This window comes from Bradyrhizobium sp. CCBAU 53351 (assembly GCF_015291745.1).
Classification (GTDB): Bacteria; Pseudomonadota; Alphaproteobacteria; order Rhizobiales; family Xanthobacteraceae; genus Bradyrhizobium.
This window is the reverse complement of the sequence record NZ_CP030059.1, coordinates 2827446-2850508: the sequence shown is the minus strand read 5'-3', so window position 1 is coordinate 2850508 and position 23063 is coordinate 2827446. Positions and strand designations below refer to the sequence as shown.

The 23063-nt window shown below is 64.9% G+C and carries 23 protein-coding genes; 18 read left to right on the top strand and 5 right to left on the bottom strand.

What is annotated here, in order from left to right:
• The first annotated feature begins 42 nt into the window (after positions 1–42).
• The 6 genes from XH83_RS13200 to XH83_RS13175 all read left to right on the top strand — a co-directional run bounded on the left by XH83_RS13200 (position 43) and on the right by XH83_RS13175 (position 6392).
• Positions 43–1494, top strand: a complete 1452-nt coding sequence (locus XH83_RS13200; RefSeq protein ID WP_194407410.1) for a hypothetical protein — start codon at positions 43–45, stop codon at positions 1492–1494.
• Between the two features lie 68 nt (positions 1495–1562).
• A complete protein-coding gene (gene sctV / locus XH83_RS13195) occupies positions 1563–3689 on the top strand; it encodes a type III secretion system export apparatus subunit SctV (RefSeq protein WP_194407409.1) in 2127 nt (708 codons plus the stop codon).
• Complete coding sequence (locus XH83_RS13190) at positions 3686–4843, top strand: MotA/TolQ/ExbB proton channel family protein (protein WP_194407408.1); 1158 nt, start codon at positions 3686–3688, stop codon at positions 4841–4843. The genes sctV and XH83_RS13190 overlap by 4 nt, the downstream gene beginning before the upstream one ends.
• Positions 4840–5355, top strand: a complete 516-nt coding sequence (locus XH83_RS13185) for a hypothetical protein (RefSeq protein WP_194407407.1) — start codon at positions 4840–4842, stop codon at positions 5353–5355. Before XH83_RS13190 ends, XH83_RS13185 begins: the two co-directional genes overlap by 4 nt.
• Positions 5352–6116 (top strand): hypothetical protein, encoded by a 765-nt coding sequence (locus XH83_RS13180; protein ID WP_194407406.1) that lies wholly within the window; start codon positions 5352–5354, stop codon positions 6114–6116. Before XH83_RS13185 ends, XH83_RS13180 begins: the two co-directional genes overlap by 4 nt.
• Positions 6117–6134: 18 nt before the next feature.
• Positions 6135–6392 carry a hypothetical protein gene (locus tag XH83_RS13175; RefSeq protein ID WP_194407405.1) on the top strand — a complete coding sequence of 86 codons (258 nt, stop codon included), beginning with the start codon at positions 6135–6137 and terminating at the stop codon, positions 6390–6392.
• Positions 6393–6436: 44 nt separating this feature from the next.
• Here the strand turns inward: XH83_RS13175 and XH83_RS13170 are convergent, their stop codons facing one another.
• The 3 genes from XH83_RS13170 to XH83_RS13160 all read right to left on the bottom strand — a co-directional run bounded on the left by XH83_RS13170 (position 6437) and on the right by XH83_RS13160 (position 10846).
• A complete protein-coding gene (locus XH83_RS13170; RefSeq protein ID WP_194407404.1) occupies positions 6437–8770 on the bottom strand; it encodes a hypothetical protein in 2334 nt (777 codons plus the stop codon).
• A 450-nt stretch (positions 8771–9220) separates the two neighbouring features.
• Positions 9221–9601: a hypothetical protein gene (locus XH83_RS13165; RefSeq protein WP_194407403.1), complete on the bottom strand. Its 381-nt coding sequence runs from the start codon at positions 9599–9601 to the stop codon at positions 9221–9223.
• 6 nt (positions 9602–9607) lie between these two features.
• Positions 9608–10846, bottom strand: coding sequence for a hypothetical protein (locus XH83_RS13160; RefSeq protein ID WP_194407402.1), 1239 nt, complete (start codon positions 10844–10846; stop codon positions 9608–9610).
• A gap of 335 nt (positions 10847–11181) precedes the next feature.
• On the opposite strand from XH83_RS13160, the gene sctI reads away from it, so the two are divergent.
• The 12 genes from sctI (at position 11182) to sctU (ending at position 20689) form a co-directional block, all read left to right on the top strand.
• Entirely contained in the window at positions 11182–11670 is a 489-nt protein-coding gene (gene sctI, locus XH83_RS13155) for a type III secretion system inner rod subunit SctI (RefSeq protein ID WP_194407401.1), read from the top strand.
• Between the two features lie 49 nt (positions 11671–11719).
• Positions 11720–12535, top strand: coding sequence for a type III secretion system inner membrane ring lipoprotein SctJ (gene sctJ, locus XH83_RS13150; RefSeq protein ID WP_194407400.1), 816 nt, complete (start codon positions 11720–11722; stop codon positions 12533–12535).
• 194 nt (positions 12536–12729) lie between these two features.
• On the top strand, positions 12730–13332 hold the full coding sequence (locus XH83_RS13145; protein ID WP_210347002.1) for a hypothetical protein: 603 nt from the start codon (positions 12730–12732) through the stop codon (positions 13330–13332).
• Entirely contained in the window at positions 13311–13991 is a 681-nt protein-coding gene (locus XH83_RS13140; RefSeq protein WP_194407398.1) for a FliH/SctL family protein, read from the top strand. The genes XH83_RS13145 and XH83_RS13140 overlap by 22 nt, the downstream gene beginning before the upstream one ends.
• 71 nt (positions 13992–14062) lie before the next feature.
• A complete protein-coding gene (gene sctN / locus XH83_RS13135; protein ID WP_371746360.1) occupies positions 14063–15388 on the top strand; it encodes a type III secretion system ATPase SctN in 1326 nt (441 codons plus the stop codon).
• Positions 15385–15861: a YscO family type III secretion system apparatus protein gene (locus tag XH83_RS13130; RefSeq protein ID WP_194407397.1), complete on the top strand. Its 477-nt coding sequence runs from the start codon at positions 15385–15387 to the stop codon at positions 15859–15861. The genes sctN and XH83_RS13130 overlap by 4 nt, the downstream gene beginning before the upstream one ends.
• Positions 15861–16562 carry a hypothetical protein gene (locus tag XH83_RS13125; protein WP_194407396.1) on the top strand — a complete coding sequence of 234 codons (702 nt, stop codon included), beginning with the start codon at positions 15861–15863 and terminating at the stop codon, positions 16560–16562. Before XH83_RS13130 ends, XH83_RS13125 begins: the two co-directional genes overlap by 1 nt.
• A gap of 36 nt (positions 16563–16598) precedes the next feature.
• Entirely contained in the window at positions 16599–17702 is a 1104-nt protein-coding gene (locus XH83_RS13120; protein ID WP_194407395.1) for a FliM/FliN family flagellar motor switch protein, read from the top strand.
• A 23-nt stretch (positions 17703–17725) separates the two neighbouring features.
• Positions 17726–18370, top strand: a complete 645-nt coding sequence (sctR, locus tag XH83_RS13115; protein ID WP_194407394.1) for a type III secretion system export apparatus subunit SctR — start codon at positions 17726–17728, stop codon at positions 18368–18370.
• 71 nt (positions 18371–18441) lie between these two features.
• Entirely contained in the window at positions 18442–18708 is a 267-nt protein-coding gene (gene sctS / locus XH83_RS13110; protein WP_194407393.1) for a type III secretion system export apparatus subunit SctS, read from the top strand.
• Between the two features lie 8 nt (positions 18709–18716).
• Positions 18717–19574 carry a type III secretion system export apparatus subunit SctT gene (sctT, locus tag XH83_RS13105; protein WP_194407392.1) on the top strand — a complete coding sequence of 286 codons (858 nt, stop codon included), beginning with the start codon at positions 18717–18719 and terminating at the stop codon, positions 19572–19574.
• Positions 19571–20689 (top strand): type III secretion system export apparatus subunit SctU, encoded by a 1119-nt coding sequence (gene sctU, locus XH83_RS13100; protein ID WP_194407391.1) that lies wholly within the window; start codon positions 19571–19573, stop codon positions 20687–20689. Before sctT ends, sctU begins: the two co-directional genes overlap by 4 nt.
• Before the next feature lie 76 nt (positions 20690–20765).
• Here the strand turns inward: sctU and XH83_RS13095 are convergent, their stop codons facing one another.
• Positions 20766–21815: a hypothetical protein gene (locus tag XH83_RS13095; protein WP_194407390.1), complete on the bottom strand. Its 1050-nt coding sequence runs from the start codon at positions 21813–21815 to the stop codon at positions 20766–20768.
• Between the two features lie 140 nt (positions 21816–21955).
• A complete protein-coding gene (locus XH83_RS13090; protein WP_194407389.1) occupies positions 21956–22963 on the bottom strand; it encodes a hypothetical protein in 1008 nt (335 codons plus the stop codon).
• Positions 22964–23063: the final 100 nt, after the last annotated feature.

Genomic DNA, 23063 nt, shown 5'->3' with positions numbered 1-23063 from the left:
CCCGACTAGGCTCGCGCCATCCATCAAGCGAGGGAAAATGCAATGTCCTCCGTCTCAGGCGTCTCCCCCTATGCGTCCTCCCTCTGGCTCGAACTGCCGAACGAGCCGGCCGGGGGCCCACGCCCGGACGGAACATCGGGGGCGTTCGCCACCGGCCTGCCGCCCATCGGGCCTTCGAGCGACGACGCCAGCCTGCAGCTCGTGCTCTCGATCCTGCGGAGCGACAGCGACAAGGCCGCGGCGAACCGGATCCGCGCGCTCCTGACCGGCTTCGCCGGCGTGATCGGTGCGTTCGGCGCCAATGCCATCCAGCGACAACGGCTGGTCGAGCAGAATGCCGCCAATGCGGCCGAGATCGCCGGCCTGCAGCAGCAGAAGAGCAGTGCCGCGTCCGATCTTGCCACTGCCCAGGACAGGCTGCAGCACGACCAGCAACTCGACCCTCCCGATCCCGATCTCGTCAAGGCCGACATGGATGCCATCGCGGCGATCCAGGCCTCGATCGCCACGCTGACGCAGACGATCGGCAATCTCCAGGCTCAATCGGACGCAAACGCTGCCAGGATCACCGGCCTGCAATCGGGCTTCCTCAACGGCTTCGCGTCGATCGCAGCCGCAATCAGCCGCAACCTCGCCAGCCAGCAGCGCGCCGTTGGCACCGACAACGACAGCTCGATCAGCCTGATCGAGAGCATCTACGCCGATGTACAGCAGTTCCTGAACGAGGCCCAGGCCATCAAGGAGCAGCGGCTGCAGCAGGACAGGACGGCCGACGAAAAGGAGATCTCGACGCAGCAGACCGAGGTCTCGACGCGGCCGAACGCCGACACGGCGGCAACGCCGCGAGTTACGGCTGAGACCGCTGCCGACAATCGGGCGGCCGCCTTGGAAACGGCAGCTCGCAGCGCGAGGGACGACGCGATCGCGCAAGCCGGCCGGCAATCGCAGCAGACGCTCGGCCTCGATTCCGCGCGCGCGAACGAGCTGGCCGGGCCATCGGCAGCGGCCGACGATCCGTCAGCACGGCCCGACGATATCGGACGGACTGACGCCGCGGCGATCATCGCCGCGCAGGCTGCACGCCCCCCAACGGACTCTACCGCAGATGCGCCCAAGGACGATCCTACGCGGGACGACCGCGGGCCTGACCGCGGCATCGCGCTGGGTCCTGACAGATCGGAAGCCCCTGCTCCTCAGGTCGACGCGCACGACGCCGCGACCGCCGTCCTGCAACACGAACGCACCGCGAATGCCGATGCCGTCGCGTCTGCCGAACGGGCCGTGGCTAACCGCGAGATCGCGGACCGGTTTCAGCGGCGCGATGCGACCGACCAGGGCGCGCTCCTCAACCAGTTGGTCGACCATGCCGACCGGCTTGTCGCGACGTTGAACCATCTCCTCAATCCGCCGGCGGCCTCAATCGGCCCGTCAGGACACGGCCTCACGCCCGCGAACCTGCAGGACGGCTCGGGACGGCTGCGGATCCCAATCTAGCCCGTCCGCGCGAGCCGAGAGGCGGGCTTGCCGCCGCGACCGCCGCAAGACGATACGAGGAATTGAACATGCTGACCGGTTTCCTGCGAACGATCTCCAAGCGAAACGACCTGATGCTGGCATTCATGCTGGTCTGCATCGTCTTCATGATGATCCTGCCGCTGCCGACGCAGGTGATCGATCTCCTGATCGGCATCAACCTGACGCTCGCGGCGATCCTGCTGATGGCCTCGGTCTATCTTCAGAACGTGGTCGAACTGTCCTCGTTTCCCTCGATCCTGCTACTCACCACGCTGTTTCGTCTCGCGCTGGCAATCTCCACGACCCGCCTCATCCTGATCCAGGCCGACGCCGGCCACATCGTCGAAACGTTCGGCCAGTTCGTCGTCGCGGGCAATCTCGTCGTCGGCCTCGTGGTGTTCCTGATCCTGACCATCGTCAATTTCATGGTCATTACCAAGGGATCCGAACGGGTTGCGGAGGTGTCCGCACGGTTCTCGCTCGATTCGATGCCCGGCAAGCAGATGTCGATCGATTCTGACATGCGCGGAGGCCAGATCGAGCTCGGCGAGGCGAAGCGCCGGCGCAATAAGCTCGAGAAGGAAAGTCAGCTCTACGGCGCCATGGACGGCGCCATGAAATTCGTCAAGGGCGACGCCATAGCCGGCCTCATCATCATCGCCATCAACCTCATCGGCGGCATCGCTATCGGGACGCTGCAGCACGGCATGACGGCCGCCGAGGCGCTGGAGCGCTACTCGCTCCTCACCATCGGCGACGGCCTGGTCTCGCAGATTCCGGCGCTGTTCATCTCGATCACAGCCGGCTTCATCGTCACCCGCGTCTCCTCCGAGGAGAACAAGGATCTCGGCACCGACATCGCCTCCCAGCTCATGAACGAGCCCAAGGCCCTGATGATCACGGCCGGCATCCTCGGTATTTTCGCCATCGTGCCCGGCTTCCCGCCGATCGTCTTCATCGCCTTGTCGATGGCCTGCGCCGGCGCCGGCATTCTGACCGCGCGCGCCCGCAAGCGCAATTTGTCCGACCAGCGCACGCAGGAAATGCCGGCGCTCGCGGCGGCCCTCTCCGGTGGCGACGTCCCCTCCTTTCCGAAGGAGGATGCCGAGGACAACGAGCCGATCGAGAACGTGAAATTCACCCTCGTCGTTCCCCTGATCGTCGACCTCTCCTCCGCGGTGCGCAACTCGATCCGTCCGAACAAGCTCGACCGCGAGGTGGCGCGCGTGCGCCGGGCGCTCTATTTCGATCTCGGCGTGCCGTTCCCCGGCGTTCACCTCCGCCTCAACGACAATCTGCGCGAGGGCCAATACCGCATCCTGGTGAACGAGATTCCGGTGGCCGCGGGCATGCTGCAGCCGAACTGGTTCATCGTTCGCGAGACGGAGGAAAACCTCAACATGTTCGAGATTCCATTCGAACGCGGCGAGGACTTTCTGCCGAACACGCCCAGCTACTGGGTTCAGATGAAGCATCTGCCGCTGGTCGAGCGTGCCGGCATGCAGGTCATGACGCCCTCCAGCATGCTGACCTATCACCTGGCTCACGTGCTGAAGAGCCACGCGTCGGAGTTCATCGGCATTCAGGAGACCATGTACCTAATGAACCAGATGGAGGACAATTTCGCCGAGCTCGTGCGCGAGGCCACGCGCGTCCTGCCGGTCATCACCATCACCGACGTTCTGCAGCGGCTCGTCATGGAGCAGATCTCGATCCGCGACATGCGCACCATCCTCGAAGGGCTGGTCGAGTGGGGGCAGCGCGAAAAGGATCCCATCATCCTCGTCGAGCACATGCGCGGCGCCATGTCCCGCTACATCACCCACAAGTTCTCGGGCGGCCAGAACATCATCCCCGCCTACCTGCTGTCGAAGGAGATCGAGGACGCCGTGCGCGGCGCCGTCCGGCAGACCAGTGGCGCCTCCTATCTGGCGCTCGCGCCCGACATCCATCGCCAGCTCATCGCCTCGATGAAGAACGTGATCCGCAGTTCCGGCCAGCACGGCCTGTCGCCCGTTCTGCTCGCGCCGATGGATATCCGCCGTTTCATGCGCAAGGTCATCGAGCGCGACTTTCCCGATCTGACCGTGCTGTCCTATCAGGAGCTCGAGCCGAGCTCGAACGTGCAGCCGCTGGAGAGAATCAAGCTCGTCAACCAGCTCTCCGCCGCGTGACCTCGACCGCCGCCACCGCAGGGCCGGCCGGCCAGGTCGATACAAGGCTTCGCGTCGAACATTGGCGGGTGCGCATCTACAGCATCGGCTTCATCGTTTCCTACCTGCTTTATCTTGGCTCGGGCGGCTTCGAGCACTGGCCCGTGGTTGCTGCTGCGGTGCTCGTCACGACCGGCTTCGGCGCATGGAAGATCCACCACCGGTGGCTGCGCGGCGGCCTCGTGGCTGGAACGATCCACGCGCTGCTGTTTCCGTTCCTGGTGGAGGCCGTGTCGGCCGGCGAACCGCTCGTCGCCCTCGTCGCCCGCTTTCCCGTCTGGCCTCAGCTTCTCGTGACGCTGATGGCAAGCCGTGCATTGGCGAGCGAAAGCCACCTCGCTTTCGCGCGCTTCTGGCTACGGCCGCTCGACCGGACCGGACCGGTCGAGATGCAGTCGGCCGCGGCGCCGGTCGCCCTCGCCTGCTTCCTCATCCTCCTGTTCTATCTGGTGATACCTCACCTCTTCGCTCCCGGCTCCGGACAGGTGCAGTCCGTCGTCGTGTCCGCCGTGCTCGGACGGACCATCGTGCACAGCGCCATCGTCTTCCTGTTCCTTGTCGTGATGGCCTCGATCGTCGACGCCGCGTCCTTGCACATCGCCGACAGAAGGGTGATCGCCGGCTTCAGCCGCACGATCGAGGCCGAGCGCGGCAATGGTCGCCGCGTCGATCTCTCCGCCATCCTCACCCGGCAGCTCGCCCCGGCCGCTCACACCCGCGCGGTCCGGTTGCTGAATGCCGCGATCGATGGCGCGGGAGCGGAGGTTGCAGGTCCGTCGCGCCTGACGGCGCTGTCTTTCGATCGTTTCCAGTGGGCGTCACGCCAGTTCGTGCGGTCGCTGCTGCCGCTTCTGCCGCTGCTCGGCTTTCTCGGTACGGTGATTGGCCTCGCAAGCGCGATATCGGACCTCCCCCATGATCTGAACGCTTCGTCGGGCCACAATATCGACATTTCCGCGAGCCTCGCCGGGCTCGCGGTCAAATTCGAGACCACGCTGCTCGGCTTGATCGCAAGCATCATCTGCTCGCTCGCCCTCGGTCTGCTCGAGAAGCGGGAAACCGAACTGGCCGCGATGTGCATGCTGATCGTGGACAAGACACGGGAGGCCCGATGACCAACCCGCCCGGGATCCTCGGGGCCGTCATGCCCGATCACGAGGAATTCGATCCAGTGCTGGCGGGCGACCCGCTGGCGGATCTCCTGCTCAGCGTCGCAGCCATCATCGTGTTAGCGGTCCTCGCCATCCTGCCCAGCCTGCCGCAGCGAGACGCATCGACGGCGGAGGCGGAGGTCGAGTTTCAACTGGATGGGCGCCGCGTGACACCCTGGCTGGCCACCGCAGCCGGTCTTGCGATCGACGCTCCCCCGACAACTCTGATCCCGCTGGACCGCATGTTCCTCGACCAGACCCTGGCCGCGACATTGCAGGGGATGCAGCGCACCAGCGAACCGCTGGTGTTGTTCATCGCGCCGGGCGGCAGCGAAGCAGCGTTTCAGCTCGAGGTGATCGCGAGCCGGCATGGAATTCGGCGCATACGCCAGGTGCGGCTGGATTCCGGTTGCGAACGAACCATCGCGCTACACTGCGCGCGGCGGCCGCCTCTTCCAAGCGAGCAAGTTCGATGAAATCCGCGCCGGCCGGCCTATCCGCCCTGACCGACATTGCCGCGAATTTGTTCGCATTGTTGCTGCTCGTTCTCATCCTGCTGCTCGGCGCCCGGCCGGGATCACCGGGTTCCCCCGCGACGGCCCTTTCGCCCATCGACGTGGAGAACGATCTCGTCAGTGTCGACCGCACACCGCTTGGCAGCGAGGATCTCTTCGACCTTCTGTACGAACGCCGTCAGGACTCGGACTCGATCCGCATCGACCTGCTCAACCAGGGGATCGTCGTGACATCGCAGGGCCGGACCGCACGTCTCGGCCTCGCCGACGATGTCACGCCGCGCCTCGCTCGTCTGATCGCGCCGCGTAAGGTTTCCATCGGGCTCTATGTGTTCAGTCCACGCTTCTACCGGGCTGTGCTCGCGGCCCTTGAGGCATCGGGCGCGAGCTGGCGCGAAATGTCGGTGCCGCAGGCGCTCAAGAGCAGCTCGGTGACAAGCGACCACGGCTGGTCTGACGATTTCATGGGATTGGTCTCGAGGCCCTCCGATCGCGCGCGGTTCCGCCATGGACTTGCCCGGCTGCTCCAGTCGGGCGGCGACGAGGCAGCCGCACGGGCGTTCAAGGCCGCAGGCGACCAGATGCAGCCGAGCAGCACCGGCGATCGAATCGCGCGCTGGTCACGGGCGGCCCTCAACGCGATCGTCATCCTGGGCGGGCTGATCTTCATCATCTGGGTGGAATTCTGCCGACGCCGGGCATTGTCGGCCGCCACGACGTAGCGAGACACGGAGACAGCCATGCCCTTCGACAGCGATCCCATTCAGCGCACCGCCGCTCCCCTGCCGCGCTTTCAGACCGAGGCGGGCGGCCGAGACCCGCTGCCGCTCGGCTCGCCGCTGGAGACGAAGAAACAGGTCGAAGCCGCGCACAAATTCGAGAGCTATCTCGACAATCACGCGAGGCGATCCCACGAAGCGCGGGTCGAGGAGCGCTCCCTGCTGTTCAGCACCCTCGCGCATTTGCGCGAGGAGAGCATTTATTCGTTCCGATTCTGACGTAACGGCCGATCGTTCCATCGGTCGTTCCGCAGTCCGTGGGATCATTCGCGGATGCGCATCGCTCCGCGCAGTTGGCGCGTGATGTTCTCGATCTGGTTCGAGGCCCGGATCACCCGCGGCGTGATCAGGACGATCAGCTCGCGGCGGACCGCGCGTTCCTCCGATTGCTTGAATAGCTCACCGAGCACCGGAACCTTGCGAACCACCGGAATGCCAGTCTCGGTTCGATCGACGCTTTCCTGCATCAGCCCTGCCAGCATGACTGTGGCGCCCGACTGCACCATGATGTCCGACTTCACCTGCCGGGTCTTGATCGTCGGCGTCAATCCGCCTGTCGTGTCGTTCGGCACCGCGTCACTGACCTGCTGGTCGATCGTCAACAACGCCGAACTGTCGGCCCGGATCTTTGGCGTGACTTCCAGAACGATTCCGGTGTCCTTGACCGTGATCTGCTGGGTCACGGTGGTGCCGGTGTTGAGCTGTGCGGTCGCCGTCGAGGACGAGAACGGAATCTGGTCGCCGATGACGAGGCGCGCGGTCTTGCCGTCGACGACGGTCAGGTATGGCGTCGAGATGACCTTCACATTGGTCACCAATTGCAAGGCCCGCAGGACCACATCGACCGTCGCACCCTGTACCCCGAATTTCGCACGAACATACCCTCCGCCCTGGTTCGCGGTGACCGCGCCGTGCGGCGTCGAGCCGACCTCCAATCCCTTTCCGCTGAGAAACGCCTCGACGCCACGAGCCAGGGTATCGTTCAACGTCACTTCCGCGACCGTCGCCTCGATCACCACCTGCGCCTGCGGCACGTCGAGCACCTTCAACCGATCCCTGATCAGCTTGAAGAAGGAATAGGACGAATAGACCATCACGGCGTTGCTGCGCGTGTCGGCGACGAACTTCACGGGCGGCGCTCCAGCCACCGCGACGGCGACCGGCGCCTGGCCGATGAGGCTGGACGCGATGGCGGCAGCGGTGCTGCCATTGCCCGAAGGCGCCGCACCGCCTGCCGGCGGCGATGCGCCGCCCCCGAGCGCAAAACCGGGGCTGCTGAAGCCGCCTTCTTCGGGCGCGACGCCGCGGGGCACCTGGACCGGAGGCACCGGGGCCGCCGACGGAGCGGACGCCGCGGCCTGGCCCGGTTGCGCGCTCGCGGCCACGGGCGCCGCCGCTGGCGCGGCGGCCGCAGCCGCAACGCCGCCGCTCGCGGCGTAGATCGCCGTCAGTTGCGGCACGATCTCGTCGGCACCGAGATGGATCAAGGGAATGATGCGCATCGCCAGATCACCGCCGGTGTCGCGATCGAGACGCCGGATCAGCTCCTTCAGGCCCTGCAGCGCCCTCCTGTCCTTGGCGCCGATCAACAGCGCCTGCTGGTTGTCGAGCGGAACGATGGTCGCGGCCTGCGCCTGCGCACGATAGAATTCCCCGAGCTGCTGAGCTATCTTCTCCGGCGAGCTCTGGCTCAGGGGAACGATGGCGACGCGATCGTCGCCGAGGCTGCTGTCGGAGATGCTCACGAGCTCCGCGATCTTGTCGAGCTCGGTCGCCGGTGCCTTCACCACGATCGAGGCACCGCCGCTTGCGGGGACCATCGTGATCTCCTCTGGCACCAGCTGCCGCACGAAGGCGATGACCTCATTGGCGCTGCCCTTGCGCAGCCGCAGCACGCGGGTCGTCTGATCGGTGGCTCGTCCGGGCGCCACGGTCTGCTGCAGCCCGGTCATCGCCTCCGAGGTCGCGATCTGGTACACGCCGTTCATGTAACGCATCTCGAGGCCGTTGCGGCCGAGCACGTCGCGCACGACTTGCAGCACCTGGTTCTTGGAGATCGGCTGCTCGGTGCGGAACGTCACCGACCCCGTCATATCGTCCGGCGCGACATAGTTGACGCCGAGCGCACCGCCCAGCATCTGCTTCAGGAAGAAGGCGAGCGACGCCTTCTCGAACTTCACCGTGACCTTCTCGTCGGGATCGAACTTGTTGCCTCCCGCCGACCGGATCTCCGCAGCATCCTTGCTGGTCACCTCCTCTTCCGAGGGAACCTCTATCTTCAGAGAGCCAGACCAGGCCGAGATCGGCGAACGCGACGCCGGCGGCTGGTTGACCCTGCTTGGGTCAACATTGGCGCCGCGCCGCACTTCGGGCCCCGTCCAAAGCCGCGAGCTGTCATCGCCGCGATAGACAGTTTCCCGCGTCGTCTCGGCCGACAGCACACCGCCGTTGCAGCCCCTGAATTCGAGCTGGTCCGGCGGAAGGTTGGCGCGATCCGCACAGCTATCGGCGTTCAGGAACGCACAGCCCGACACCAGAAATGCGGCCGGGATCAGCGCCGCGACTGTCGCAACGGCAGAGCGCCCTGCACGTATCATCAGAGGGCGGTCCTTCTTTCGTCCGGCCTGGGCGGCGAGGCGTTCGGAAGCGTCACGCGATCGTTCAGGCTGCGGACAGGTCCGGCTTGGCGCCTGGGGGTCTCGCCGATAGCGACGGCTCGGTGAACCGGTGACGGCGTCGAACAACTCTCGCGAGAAACACACTTCAAGCTCAAATCTCCAGGTCCCGCGGACCAATATCGTCGCGGGCGCAAACACGAATGGTGTCCCCCGAACTCCTCCTTGCCAGACCAATGGAATTCAGGCGTCCTACGTTCGAACGATGCAAAACGTTTTCTCAGTCATTGCCCCAATGGACAGCTCCAAAAGTGCAGCCGTTTCAGTCCGGCGGGGGCAATGCCGGGCTAATCTGGAGCGGCGCCAAGCGAGATTTTCGAGCGTTGTTACAGCAAAGCCATCATCGCGCGTCATCGTGGATGACCTATCCCATCACGAGATCGAGCGATGGAGTTCGTCGAGCCGCGACAGCGCCTCGTCGAGCGATTGCAGATCGAAGCGCGGCTCGTCCATGTCGATCGCGAGCGCGAGTGCGCCATCCAGCGCCAATCCCGCATGGACCATGGCTCCGCTGAAGGGATCGTAGCCGGCAATGTCGAGCAGATCCTTCAGCACGGATGAACCCGCGCGGCGCGGCCTGCGCGATAGGCAGACGATGATCCGCTGGCCGTCCTCCGCCGCCACGATCGACAGCGTTCCCCGCTCGGCGAACTCGAATCCGTAGCTGAAATCCGGAGCCGCCTGGGCGACAATTCCGGCATTCCCGGCAAAGGTCTCGATGACCCGCCGCGCCATCACGGAAAGCTGGGCCATCTCGCTTTATGCCGCCGACGCGCCGCTGGCCTCTTCATAAAGGCGCTCCTCTTCCTCGGTGAGCCGTTGGCACAATGCGCCAAGTGACAGATGCTGCAGCATCCGTTCCTTGGCATTGGACCAGATTCCATCGGGCAATCTGCTGTGCAGATCCATCAGGCCGTTGGCAAACACCACCTGGCTTGCGAGCGCCGCGTTGGCGACTGGACCAAGCAGAGCACGCGAGTCGGACGGACCGACCACGGGCTTCGCACAGAACAACAGCAGCACCAACGTCAGCTTGACCGGCTCGGGACGCCATTCGACGCGCGGCAGATGCGGCTCGGTCAGGCGCAACATCTCGCGCGTGTCTTCCCACGCGCTCCTCAGCTGCCAGAGCTTCTTCAGTTCGGAGGTCAGCGAGCGCAGAAAAGCTCGATCGCTCTGCCTGGTCACGCCGGCGAGATCGCTCCCGATCTCGGTGAGCAGCGCCGACAGGCTGCTCTCCAACCCGATCTCGACGAGCTCCTCGAACAATTCGCCGAGATTTTTCCTCTCGCGAAGTCTCTTGCGGTACCGCCTGCGGACTGCGGCGGGGCTCGTTTCAAGCGATTCCGCTGCAAGCAGGGCTTCCTGCGCCGCAATCACCTGCGCCAATGTGGCCTGCGGGACGATACCGTCCAGCTTGGCCGACAGCAGGCTCAGCATGTTGAGGAAGAGCGGGTTCGCGCCCCTGGACTCGAAATAGCCGCGCGCCAACGCCACGGCCGTGGCCTTGTCGGTGGTGCTGCCGAACTTGCCGAGCGCCTGCGTGAGCTTGCTCTCCAGATCCTCTTCGTCCCGCGCCTGCCCCTCGCCGTCGCCGCCACCGCGGCTGCCTTCGCGGTCACCGATGGTGCGGACGCGCTCACTGTCGACCTGCGCCGCCTCCTGCTCCGCAAGCGCATCAGCGCCTTCAACCGGCTCGCTGTCCTCGGCTAGGTGCTCGTGCGCGGTATCGCCGCCGGCCAATTCCGCAAGGCCGTCGATAAATTCGAACATGCGCGGCAACGCCGTCTTGTCGATCTCGGGCAATTCGGCCAGCGTCTCATAGAGAGACGCCGTCGTCACCGGCGGGTCCTGCTGGACTCGGCGCGCCAGGTCCTGGACGTTGGTGCGCACCGCCGTCATCACCCCAGCACCCTGCGCCGCGGCCTTGGTGATCACCGCGTTCTCGAGCGTCGGCCGTACGGCTTCACTGCGATAGCTGCCCTGCCGCTCGGCCATCAGCCCGGTTCCAACCGGCGAGTTGGCGTTCTCGGCGGCGATCGACTGCCGAACCGTCTCGACCGATACTGCCAACGTCCTCTCCTTCGGCGAACCGTTTTCCTATCGACGGTATCAACCCGATCGCCAGCGACGTGTGCCGCAGGTTACAGGGCATGCATCTCTCGAATGGAACTGTGCAGCACACGCGTCATCGCGAAAAGCTGATCGACGATTCAACGACGCGTCATTCGATCGACGGATGTTGGGCGGAATTTTTGGTGATAAGCCCGTACCCACAAGGGGCTTTCACTGGATCGCCCGTACTTTGATTTTTTATTTCGGGAGAGTGGCTCGTGGCTAGCATTGGCTTGACGGATTTTGCGCGACAGGCGGGCACCCCAAAGGTCGGACGGCTCGAAGCAAGCGAAGCAGCTGGCCAGCGGTTTTCCGCCGCGATGGAAAGAACCGCGACGGACAGGTCCGCCACCACCTCATCGTCCCTCGACAGCACGACCGCGACGCGTCCCCCCGAGGTAAAGGTCGCTGCCAATAGCAGCACCACCGCGGACGCGCAGGAGCGCGCGCGCCGCGCACTGAACCTCAATCCGCCGAAGACGGCGCCTCAAGGCGACACGATCCTGCATGGCCTGCAGAATCTGCGCGGCGTGTTCGACAAGCAGGAGGCCCGCATCAACAATCTCTCCTCAGTGCGGGCGGCCGACACCAACACGCTGCTCTCCATGCAGATGGAAGTCGCAAAGTTCTCCGTGCTCGTCGACGTCACCTCGAAGCTGACCGGAAAGTCGACACAGGCGCTCGAGTCCCTGCTCAAGGGGCAATGACGGCCAACGACAGTCGCTTCCAGGACTCACAGCAAGCGGAGCCGCCCGCATGGGCCTGCGTATCAGGGCTTTGATCGTTCTAGCTACGCTCGTGCTCGCGGGGTGCCAGCAGGAAGTCTATTCCAATCTTTCCGAAGCCGACGCCAACCAGATGCTCGCCGTCCTCACGGCCAACGGCATCGCGGTGGACAAGGCCTCCAAGGGAAGCAAGGACGGCTTCGCCATCTCGGTCGACCAGCGCGACATGTTGCGCGCAATAGCGCTGCTCAAGGACGCCGGCTATCCGAAGAGCAGCTACGTGTCGCTCGCAAAGGCGTTCGAGAAGACCGGCATAATGTCGACACCGTTCGAGGAGCGGGTCCGCTACATCAATGCGCTCGGCGCCGAGGTGTCGCAGACGTTGAGCCAGATCGACGGCGTCGTCTCGGCGCGGGTCCATATCGTGCTTCCGGATTCTCCGACCCTCGGTCAACCGGTCAAGCCCTCCTCCGCGGCGGTCTTCATCAAGCACCAGCCCGGCGTCGACCTCGATTTCTTCCAGCCGCAAATCCGCCGATTGGTTTCGAGCGCCGTCGAGGGCCTGGACTACTCGGCTGTCACCGTCGTGCTGATGGACGCGGCGCCGACCAAGCTGAGCACGGCAGGACCGGCCGATCGGCCCCGGACCATCGAGGTTCTTCCCGGTCTGAGCGTCCTCGAAGGCAGCCAGGCCCGTTTCTGGCAGGTCGCCTCGGGAGCTGCTGCCCTGCTCGTCGTTCTGCTCGCCCATAGCGTGATCTCCCTGCTGTCGTGGTGGCGCAGCCGCCGGCACGAACGGAGCGCCCGATCACCAGCAACGGCAATGGCCATGGTGGAGCCGTCGTGACATCGGTCCTGGCAGCGCGAGCCGCGGAGCTCCCCGACCCGGCGCGGCCTCCGCTCACCGACATTCCCCCGACAGCGGATCCGCGCGCCGACGGCAGAATGCTGGAATTGGCCGTGCGCCTCGCATCGCTGCTGCGCCGTCCGATCGACTACATCGATCCGTTCCACCGCGCGCTCCATCCTTTTGATCCCGACATGATCGGCGCCATGGCCGATCATCGGGCGTTTCGGGCGCCGATCAACCGCGTCGTCGCCGGCCGGATCGGTTTCGATGCGGTTTCAATCGACGAGCCGATGCTCAGCCGCCTGCGCCGGGCGCCATCCTCTCGCCTCCCGGTCGCTATCCTGACGGCTCCGATGGTCGAGGTGACGCACGTGGCAAGGCTGCTGGCAGCCGCTATCCTGTCCCGGAAAATCCGTGGCACGGTCATGAAGGTCGATCGCAAGCGGATCCGCGATGCACTCGGCGACGGCGTCTTCGAATTCGCCATCCAGGAAGTCCCGGTGCTCTATCCTGCACTGTGCGAGCTCGACCTGACGCCCCGCGATGAGCCGGTACGGCCGGCCGAGGAGCACAGTGATATCGGACAGATCGAGCAGCTCGGGATGTCCGCGCTCGGCAGGTTTCTCGACGCCACCGAGCCCTCGCTCGCCGGGCCGTTTGCGCTCCGCCTGCCGCCGGCAACCGATTATGCCGCGCGCGCCAGCGCCGTTGGACGATTCGAGACAATCCATTGCGATCAGATCGTGAAGATCGTGCGCCGGAGACAGCAATCGTGGTCGGCTATTATCGATTGAAGGAATTCGACTACACGCTCGCGGCCGGTGCCCATGTCCTGCCGCGATCGGAATTCGCAGCCATCGAGGAAGCCAATCGGCTGATCGCGGATGCGGAAGCTGCGGCGGCGGAACTGCGCCATCGCGCCGAGCTGTCGTATCAGAGCGAGACGCGGCGCGGCTACGAGGACGGTCTCGTCGAGGCGCGCATTCGATCGGTCGGTCAGCTCATCGAGGAGAGCCGCACGCTCGATGTGGGACTGGTCGCGATCGAGCGCGATCTTTCCCGCCTGGTCGTCGAGTGCGTCCGCAAGCTCGTCGACGGGTTCGACGATGTGGCGAGGGCCGAGGCGCTGGTCAAGGCCGCGCTGCGGCAGATGCGCCGCGAGAAGAGCGCCGAGCTTCGGGTTTCGCCCACCCTGCACGCGCATTTTCGCGGACGCATCGCGGCCATCCTGCACGAATTCCCGGAAGTCCAGCTCGTCGACCTCGTCGAGGATGCGACGCTGCAGGGATCGCGCATCATCCTCGAGACCGGTGTCGGCCGCGTCGACGGCAACATCGCGGAGCGGTTCGCCGAGCTCGAAGCGGTCATCCGCAGCGCGCATGCGAAGGCCGCCGCCGATGTGCTCGACGCCCTCAGCAACCACAGCGACGCTTCGAACGAGATCCAGCCGTGAACAAATATGCAGGCTCGAACGACACCGCAGCCTTCGACGCAGCCTCGATCCGTGCCGCGCGGTCGGCGCGGATCACCTCCAGGCTGGCCGGCTTCGTCACCGACCTGCAATCGCGGATCGCGACATTCGAGCCGTTTCATCTCACGGGGCGGGTGCGGAAAGTCGTCGGCACCATCATCCACGCCGCGGTTCCGGACGTTCAGGTCGGAGAAATCGTCGAGCTCTACACGCGGTCGACCGGCAGCAGCCTGCTCGCCGAATGCGTCGGATTCCTGCAGGAGGAGGCGCTGCTGTCGCCGATCGGCGAAACTCATGGCGTCTCGCCGCGGACCGAGGTGCGCCGCACCGGCCGCGTGCAGTCGGTCGCAGTCGGTCCCGGGCTCAAGGGCCGCGTGCTCGACGGGCTCGGCAACCTCATCGACGGCCGACCCGAGCGTTTCGAGCCCGAGGCCTGGTATCCCGTCCACAAGGGCTCACCCGATCCGATGAAGCGGCGGGTGATCGACCGGCCGCTCACCACTGGGCTGCGAGCCATCGATGCCCTGTTGACGCTCGGCGAGGGCCAGCGGATGGGGATCTTCGCCGCGGCGGGCGGCGGCAAATCCACCCTGCTCTCCATGATGGTCAAGGGCGCCCATGTCGACGTCACGGTGCTGGCATTGATCGGCGAGCGCGGGCGTGAGGTTCGCGAATTCATCGAGCACGACCTCGGTCCCGACGGCATGGCCAAGGCGGTGCTGGTGGTCGCCACCTCCGACAAGAGCCCGATGGAGCGCGCCAAGGCCGCCTATGTCGCCACCGCGATCGCCGAGTATTTCCGCGACCAGGGCCAGCGGGTGCTGTTCCTGATGGATTCCGTGACCCGCTTCGCGCGCGCACAGCGCGAGATCGGCCTTGCCGCCGGCGAGCCGCCGACCCGGCGTGGTTTCCCGCCGTCGGTCTTCGCCACGCTGCCGAAGCTGATGGAGCGCGTCGGCATGAACGACACCGGTTCGATCACGGCGCTCTACACCGTCCTCGTCGAGGGCGACGACATGAACGAGCCCGTCGCCGACGAGACCCGGTCGATCCTCGACGGCCATATCATCCTGTCGCGAAAACTGGCGGCGGCAAGCCACTATCCGGCCATCGATATCCTCAACTCCAAGAGCCGCGTGATGGATACGATCGTCCCGAAACGGCAGACGGCCATGGCGCGCAAGGTGAACGCTTGGCTCGCAGCTTACGCGGATATCGAGTTGCTGGTGAAGGTCGGCGAATACAAGAAGGGCTCGGACCCGCAGTCGGACCTCGCGATCGACAAGCACGATCCGATCAACCAGTACCTGCAGCAGGCAACCGACGAATTCGACGACATGGAAACGACGCTCGCCAAGCTCGCGGAGCTCACCTCATGATCGAGCAGCTGAAGCTGTTGCTACGACTCAAGGAGCTGAAGGAAGACCGCGCATTGCGCGCGGTGAACAGCAAGCGCATCGAGGTGTCTGCCGCGCTCGCCGAGCTCGACCGCGCGCGAAGCCATGTCAGCGACAGCGAGAGGACGCTGCCGGAGCGCGAGGATGCCATTTACGAACCCATCATCGGCCGCGTGATCGACCACGACAAGATCGAAGAGACCAAGGGTCTGCTGTGGCAGCTGGAGAGCCAGCACGCCAGGCTGGTGGACGCCTCCGAACGCGCCGTGCACGTCCACGCCCGCCTCGAGCGGCAATTGAAGGACGCCGTTGCCGCGCATCGCCGGTCGATGAAGGAGCGCGACAAATATTCGATCCTCACCGACACGATCGGCGACGAGGTTCGCGGCGAGGCGATCTACCGGGAAGAGATCGAGATCGACGACATGTTCAGCTCGAGAAGCAGGAGGCCATGATGATCAATGTCGGCAAACCCGGCAGCGGCGCGTTGCCCGGGAACGGGCTCATGACGCCGAACAATGTCGGCGTCGATCCACGCACCGGCCCTCAGGCCGACCTGACGGACGGCGGATGCCTCGACTTCGACGAGGACGCCACCGGATCGTCCTACGCGATGACGGACCGCGAGGCCGGCTTTCTCCGCAGCTTCCGTGCCGCTCTCCGCGAGTCGAAACGCGATTCCCAGGGCCAGGATGGCCAGGAGCAGCAGATGCCGGAGCCGCGCGTGGTGGCCGTCGCCGAGCAGCCGCGCTGGACCGGATTGCCGACGCCGGCCGACGCGGCTCCCGCGTCCGCCGGCACATCGTCGACCGACGCGATCGTGAACGCCGTGACGGAAGCGATCGACCGCTCGATACGTGCCGAGATGGCGCCTCGCGACGGCACTCCGCTGCAGCTCGCCATAGCTTTTCCCCACGAAGGCCTGGGTCTGACCGGGCTCTACATCACGGTCACGCCAACCACCCTGGACGTCACCTTCGAGCGCGTCGGCCCGGAACTCTCGGAAGCGCTGGTCCGTGCCGCGGAGGCCCTCGCGGCCCGGTTGTTGACGCGCCAGTCCAAGAAGATCGTCCGCATTCTCGATATCGAAAAGCGTCCTGAATCGGCTGATCGGGAGCCCGAGGCTTCGTCGCCGCCGCTCAGCCTGTTTCTCTGACGGCTCACCCACCGCAATGATCGCTGCCTTACGCCCATGACCATCGCTCACTGGCACCCGCCCGCATTGTCAGGCGCGTTCAAGGACCACGAGCTGTGGAACGCGATCCTGTCGTATCGTGACGTGCCGCTGTCGCACGGCGGCTCCACCGCGGCGTTTCGGTTTTCGGCGATCGATCCGCCCGATCCGGCAATGCCGGCACTCTTGCTGCAACCGGATGGCGGTCCGCGCTTCGCGGCCATCATCGACGCCTTCCCGTTCACGGCGCTGTTTGGCGCCGATCTCGATATGCATGACGTTCGTGACCTGCCGCCTGCACTGCGCAGCTGCATCGAGGAAGGCGTCGTGCGAACCATCTGGGATGCAATTCCCGAAAACCACATGGGCAGGCCGCAAATCGTCGCGAGCGGCGCGCTGGAGACCGTGTCCCGGCAGATCGGCGAAGGCGTGCAATGGTTGTCGGTCAGCATCGACCGCGTCGCGGCCGAGCCGGTCAGGCTGTCCCTCGGCGCGACGATGTCCTCGTTTGGCTCACTGGTCGCGGCAAGAGCGTTTGCGCCCGCGGCTGTCAACAGGGGGCTGGCGGAGAGCCTCGCGGCCGAGGCCTGCCACACCCTCGGAAGCCTTCGGTTGACGTACCGCGATCTGGCGGGGCTCCGACCGGGCGACGTCATTGCGCTCCCGCAGTTGCCGCCCGACCTCATCGTGCTGCGAGCGCAAGGCCGCGCGCATGCGTTCCGCCGCACCGATGAAACCTGGGTCTGCCTCGGCCACGAAGTCACCGAGCGCTACCGACGATCCTTGCTCGAGAGGGTGAACAGCATGTCCGACGACCACGATCCCCTGCCCCGGATCGGCGAAGATCCGCACCAGGAATCCGCCACGGCCGAGACGCAAGTCGCGGCCATGGCCGAACTCGGCGTCATCATCGATTTCGACATCGGCCGCATGAGCATCCCGCTCGCCCAGGTGCAGGCGTGGCAGCCCGGCACCATCGTCTCGCTCGATCCGCCCGCGCTCGACAACGGCGTAGAGGTCGCGATCCGCGCCAACGGCCAACTGATCGGGACAGGCGATTTGATCCGCATCGACGGACGCATCGGTGTACGCATCACCCGCGTCATGTCGTCTCCGGCCTAACGCACCCCCGGCATCACGCGCCAATGACCGATCCTTTCAACCTCATCCTCATCCTCGCGGTCGCGGCGCTCCTGCCGTTCATCGCCGTGGTGACCACGAGCTTCATCAAGCTTTCGGTGGTGCTGTCGCTGGTCCGCAACGCGCTCGGCGTCCAGCAAGTGCCGCCGAACATCGCGCTCAACGCACTCGCCATGATCCTCTCGGCCTATATCATGGCGCCGGTGGTCATGGAGACGTACGATCTCGTCAGCACGGCCAAGCCGAACTACGGAACCGCCGACGGCCTGAAGCTCGCCTTCGAGACCGGCCGCGGCCCCTTGGAGCGCTTCCTCGGCAAACATGCCTCGGGCCGCGAGAAGGCCTTTTTCCTGGAATCGGCACGGGAGCTGTGGCCCAAGACCCTCTCCGACGGATTGACGGCGGACAACATCGTGATCGTCCTGCCGGCCTTCACCGTCAGCCAGCTCCGTGAAGCCTTCGAAGTCGGCTTCCTGCTCTACCTTCCCTTTCTCGCCATCGATCTGATAGTCACCAACATCCTGCTGGCACTCGGCATGATGATGGTCAGCCCGTTGACCATTTCGCTGCCGTTCAAGCTGTTCCTGTTCATCACGGTGGATGGATGGTCTCGGCTGATCCTTGGATTGGTGAAAACCTACTCCCATTGATCGCCTCACCGCGTCCCCCGCGACTCACGACGCGGACCATTCCCAGGAACGATCGCCCAGGAAAGATCACCATGTCTCCCAATGAAGCCGTGCACCAATTGAACGAGGCGATGATGCTGGTCCTGCTGCTGTCATTGCCGCCGATCCTGGTTGCCTCCGGGGTCGGTATCCTCGTCGGCCTGCTGCAGGCGCTGACCCAGGTGCAGGAACAGACGATCTCGTTCGCCGCCAAGCTGATTGCCGTCGCCGTTACCATCGCCGCCATGGCCGGCTTCCTCGGCGGCGAGATCTTCACCTACACCATGAATCTCTTCAACAACTTCCCGGCGATGACCTGAGGCTTCCGATGCAGGCCCTGGTCGAGGTGTTTCGGCTCTACACCGACTATTTCCTGGCGCTGCTGCTGTCCTTGCCACGGCTCTACGCGTTTCTCAGCGCCTCGCAGCTGTTGAACTCCGCCGCAGTTCCCATGATGCCCCGCACCGCGACGATCCTGTCGCTGGCCCTGATCGCCGCCCCCATCAATCTCGACTACGCGATGAGCTTCGACCATTCCGCCGCCGCGCTCGCGCTCTACTTCGCAAAGGAATATGCGGTTGGCTTCCTGGCCGGCTACGTCGTCGGATGGATGTTCTGGGCGATACAGGCCGCCGGCGGGCTGATCGACAGTCAACGCGGTGCGGCCGTGGCGTCCGCGATCGACCCGCTGCAGGGCGAGGAAACCTCCCTCTTGGGCACGCTGCTGTCTCAGGCCTTTCTGACCTATGTTCTGTCGACCGGGGCATTCCTCCTGGTGCTGGGCGTCGTCTTCAAATCCTACGCGATATGGCCGGCGACCAAGGCCATCCCGATTGCATCGGATCTGTTTCCCGGGATGGCGCTCGGCCTGGTCGACGTCGCCATGCGAATGGCCTTCGTGACCGCGGCGCCCGTGCTCGCCGTGATGTTTCTTGCCGAGTTCGCCCTCGCCATCGTCAGCCGCTTTTCGCCTCAGGTGCAGGTCTTCGTGCTGGCGATGCCGATCAAGAGCGTGCTCGCAATCCTGGTGCTGGTCTTCTACGCGCCAACCTTGATGCCCTTCGTCGAGCGCCAGTTCGCCTCCTTCGAGCGGAACGTCGGTCAGATGTATGGGCTTCTGAAGCTCGGCGACCGGATCGGCCCACCCGCAACCGCCACCGAACCGGCCGCGGGAGGCCGCAAATGAGCCAGTCGACGGGTGAAAAGACCGAGCCGCCTTCCCCAAAGAAGATTCGCGACGCCCGCGCCAAGGGCCAGGTGGCGAAGAGCCAGGAGGTCGTGACCACGGCATCGCTCGCCGCCGTGTGCGCCACCATCTGGTTCAACTGGCCGAACATGATGGCACGTCTGGTCGGGTTGCTCGACCAGATCGCGTATTTGCAAACCGGAAGCTTCAGCGACACCGCGGCCGTGGCGATCGAGATCGCCTCGCATGAGACGGTCGCGATCCTGCTCCCGATCCTCGCCGCCGCGCTGATCGCCGGCATCTTCGCCAACTATTTGCAGATCGGCACGATCTTCGCGCTGGAAAGCCTGATGCCGAAGCTCGAGAAGGTCAGTCCCGCCTCGGGCCTGAAGCGCATCTTCTCCATGAAGCAGCTGGTCGAGGTGCTGAAATCGCTGGTGAAGATCAGCTTCCTGTCCACCCTGCTCTACCTCGTCATCAAGGACGCGATCGGCCCCTACATCGCCTCGCTGTCGTGCGGGTTGATCTGCCAGACGTCGATCACCGTAGCGATGCTGCGCGATTTGCTGCTGTATTCGGCCCTGGCCTTCGTCGTCGTGGCCGGTTTCGACTTCATGTATCAGAAATACAGCTACACCAAGGGCCTCATGATGTCGAAGGAGGAACGCAAGCGCGAATACAAGGAAAGCGAGGGCGACCCTCACATCAAGAGCCATCGCCGCCGGCTGGCGCAGGAGCTGGTGATGGGCGATGCCGGCCAGAAGGCCCGCCGCGCGACCGCGATCGTCGTCAATCCCACGCACGTCGCGATCGCCCTGCACTACGACAGCGACAAGGTGAAACTGCCGATCGTGACGGCAAAAGGGCTCGGCAGCCAGGCTCATGTCATCCGCACCAAGGCCGAATTTGCAGGCGTGCCGATCTTCCGCAATGTCACGCTGGCACGCTCGCTCTACGCCAGAACCGAGCTGGAGGATATCGTGCCCGATGAGCTGTTCGATGCCGTCGCCGAGGTGCTGGTCTGGGTCCAGGCGAACCGGCACCTGCTCTACAAGGGCCCGCTCGAGCGCGGCGTGATCGACATGGACGCCGGCGACCACCGGCCGAGGAAATAGCCGATCGGCGCAGCGCACGCGGACCCGCTCCATTCCGTTGCAGGGCGCGATCAGGGCGCTCGTGCAGCGCAAAGCGTCACTTCAGATCACTCTCCAGCTTTTCGCCGAGCCTCTTGAAGGGACCCTGCAGGCTGGGGTCGACCAGCGTGGCCGCATATTTGATGCAGCTCACACGAATGGCCTTCGCGAGTTCCACCCGATGCGGTCCGTGATTCTGATCGACCGCGGTGGCGAGACGTCTAAGGACTATGAGCGCTTCTTTGGGGTCGTCCAGCTGGGCGATGATTCCCGGAACGAGTTCGCGGTGGTGTTGCAGCTTGTTCACCAGGGATTGCATCGTGCGCGGTGTTCCCTCGCGCACAACGTATTTCAGCACAGTCGCTCGGCTATAGGCGTCGAGCTTCTCGCTGCTCAGGCTCGCAATCTCCCTGTTCACCACCGTCTCTTGGCCGGTATATCCCGCGGCCTGCGAAACGGCTCGGCCGACAGTCGCCTGGTCACTGCTCGGATCGGCAAGCAATCTATTGAGCGTAATCACCAGCGCTCCTGCATACAACTTTCTCTCGTCTTCGCCAGGCAGGATGCCGATCGCCTGCACGAGCGGCAAGGCCGCAACGTTGGCCTGCCCGACGTCGAGCGCTTCGATCGCCTCGAGCAGCGGAACGGTGCCGCCGTGCTGAACGATGCTCGACATCACGTTTCGAACGATTTGGCCGGTCGCAACCTTGTCGACCTCGGTTTTTCGATGGGTGGCGAAGTACAGCAGGTTGGTGAGCTTTGCCGCGCGGTCCTTGGCATCGCCGGGCCCTTTGAACGATCGATCGAAGTCTTCGAGCGCTTCCAGCAGCGTGGATGGCCGCTTCGTAGCCGGGGCGCCTCCTCCGCTCGTGACGCCATCCGGACCGACGAAAGCCGATGCAGGCACCAGCGGTCCTTTCGCGTGAGCGGCAGGTGTCCCTTTCACCCCGACATGCAGATCCGCAACGACGGTCACAGGCGCCGAGGACTGCTGCGTCGAGATGCCCGATGAGACACGGCTTTCCGGTTTGGATGGCGCGACCCGGTTCTGCACGCCCTGGATCGAATTGTCGGCATCGACCTGCCGAGGTTGGGTCGTTTCGATCATCTGATCTGCTCCAGTCCCGTTCCTTGCGTCCGTCTTGCCAACCGGTAGCGCGCGCGGCCGCCAAATGATGTGTCGAACGTCATGGCAGGGTTTCCGCCCCTGGTCCCGCAGGACGCGGCGCTGACCTGCGCAGGCTCGCGTCAGATATCATCCCAGGGCTTCCGTGTAGCGGACGCGGACGAGGGCCTAGGCGACGGCGACTGGGACGGCCGGTTCGGCCAGACGTCGATGACACTCCTCTTGTCGTCGAATGCCCTGATCTGGCCCGGCGCCAAATGCTCCCTGCGGGTGACGTCGATGTCGAGGAACGGTTTGTCGTTATCCCTGGCGCCGCCGAGAACCACGAACGCACCATCGTCACCCGGCGCGCGGACCGGTTGCTCGCCCTTCTTCAGCACGCGGATCTCGATCCCTTGCTCGTGAGCGGCCTTCAGAAATCCAACGGCGGATTTCAGCCTCGTCGACAAGTCGGGCACGTTCTTGTGGTCGCTCGCGACCTTCTTGAGCATCATGTTCCAGTCTTGCTCACTGGGGCCGCCCTCTCGTGCCAGGATCCGGGTTACCAAGGGCTGGTCCGAAGACAGGGTATCGGTCCACACCACTTTCACCTCTGCCTTCACCAGAACGGGTATCAGCTTCTTCGTCATCCCGGTGAACATGTCATTGACATGCTCATAATCCAGCCGCCGGTCCGCGGATCGGTCAGCGATCTGCATTCCGCCATAGCCCACGATCTGCTCATAAACGAACTCGGGCGCGTCATGCGCGTCGATCACCCCGATCTTTCCCAGTAGCGGCAATTCCTCTGTCACCACGTGACCGGTCTGGCTTTCTGCGTGAGGCGCTCGCGCGTTCCAGGCAAAGGGTATGTCCGCCGTTCCCGGCGGGGGATCACGCATCGTCGCCGGCACATCGTCCTCTCCGAGACGCCAAGCCGGAATGGTCGCGCCGGGATGAACCGGCGCACCATCCTGCGCAGGTGCTGCGTAGCTCCCGTGCTGTCCGACAAGGACGGTCTGCGCGACGTCCTGGCTCAGATTTCCAGGCGTGACGCTCTCCTTGCGTACCGCCTCATCCACCCGGCCAGCCTCCGCCGGCGATTGGGGGACTGACGCGATGGACTGGCCTGCGCTTGCCGACACGGTCATGGGACGCTCTCCAGATCTCCGCGGCAACCATGCGGACGCCGCGATCGAGGTTACCATGGCGGCACCTCCGGTCAGACCTGGCTAACGCATCGCGGCGCCG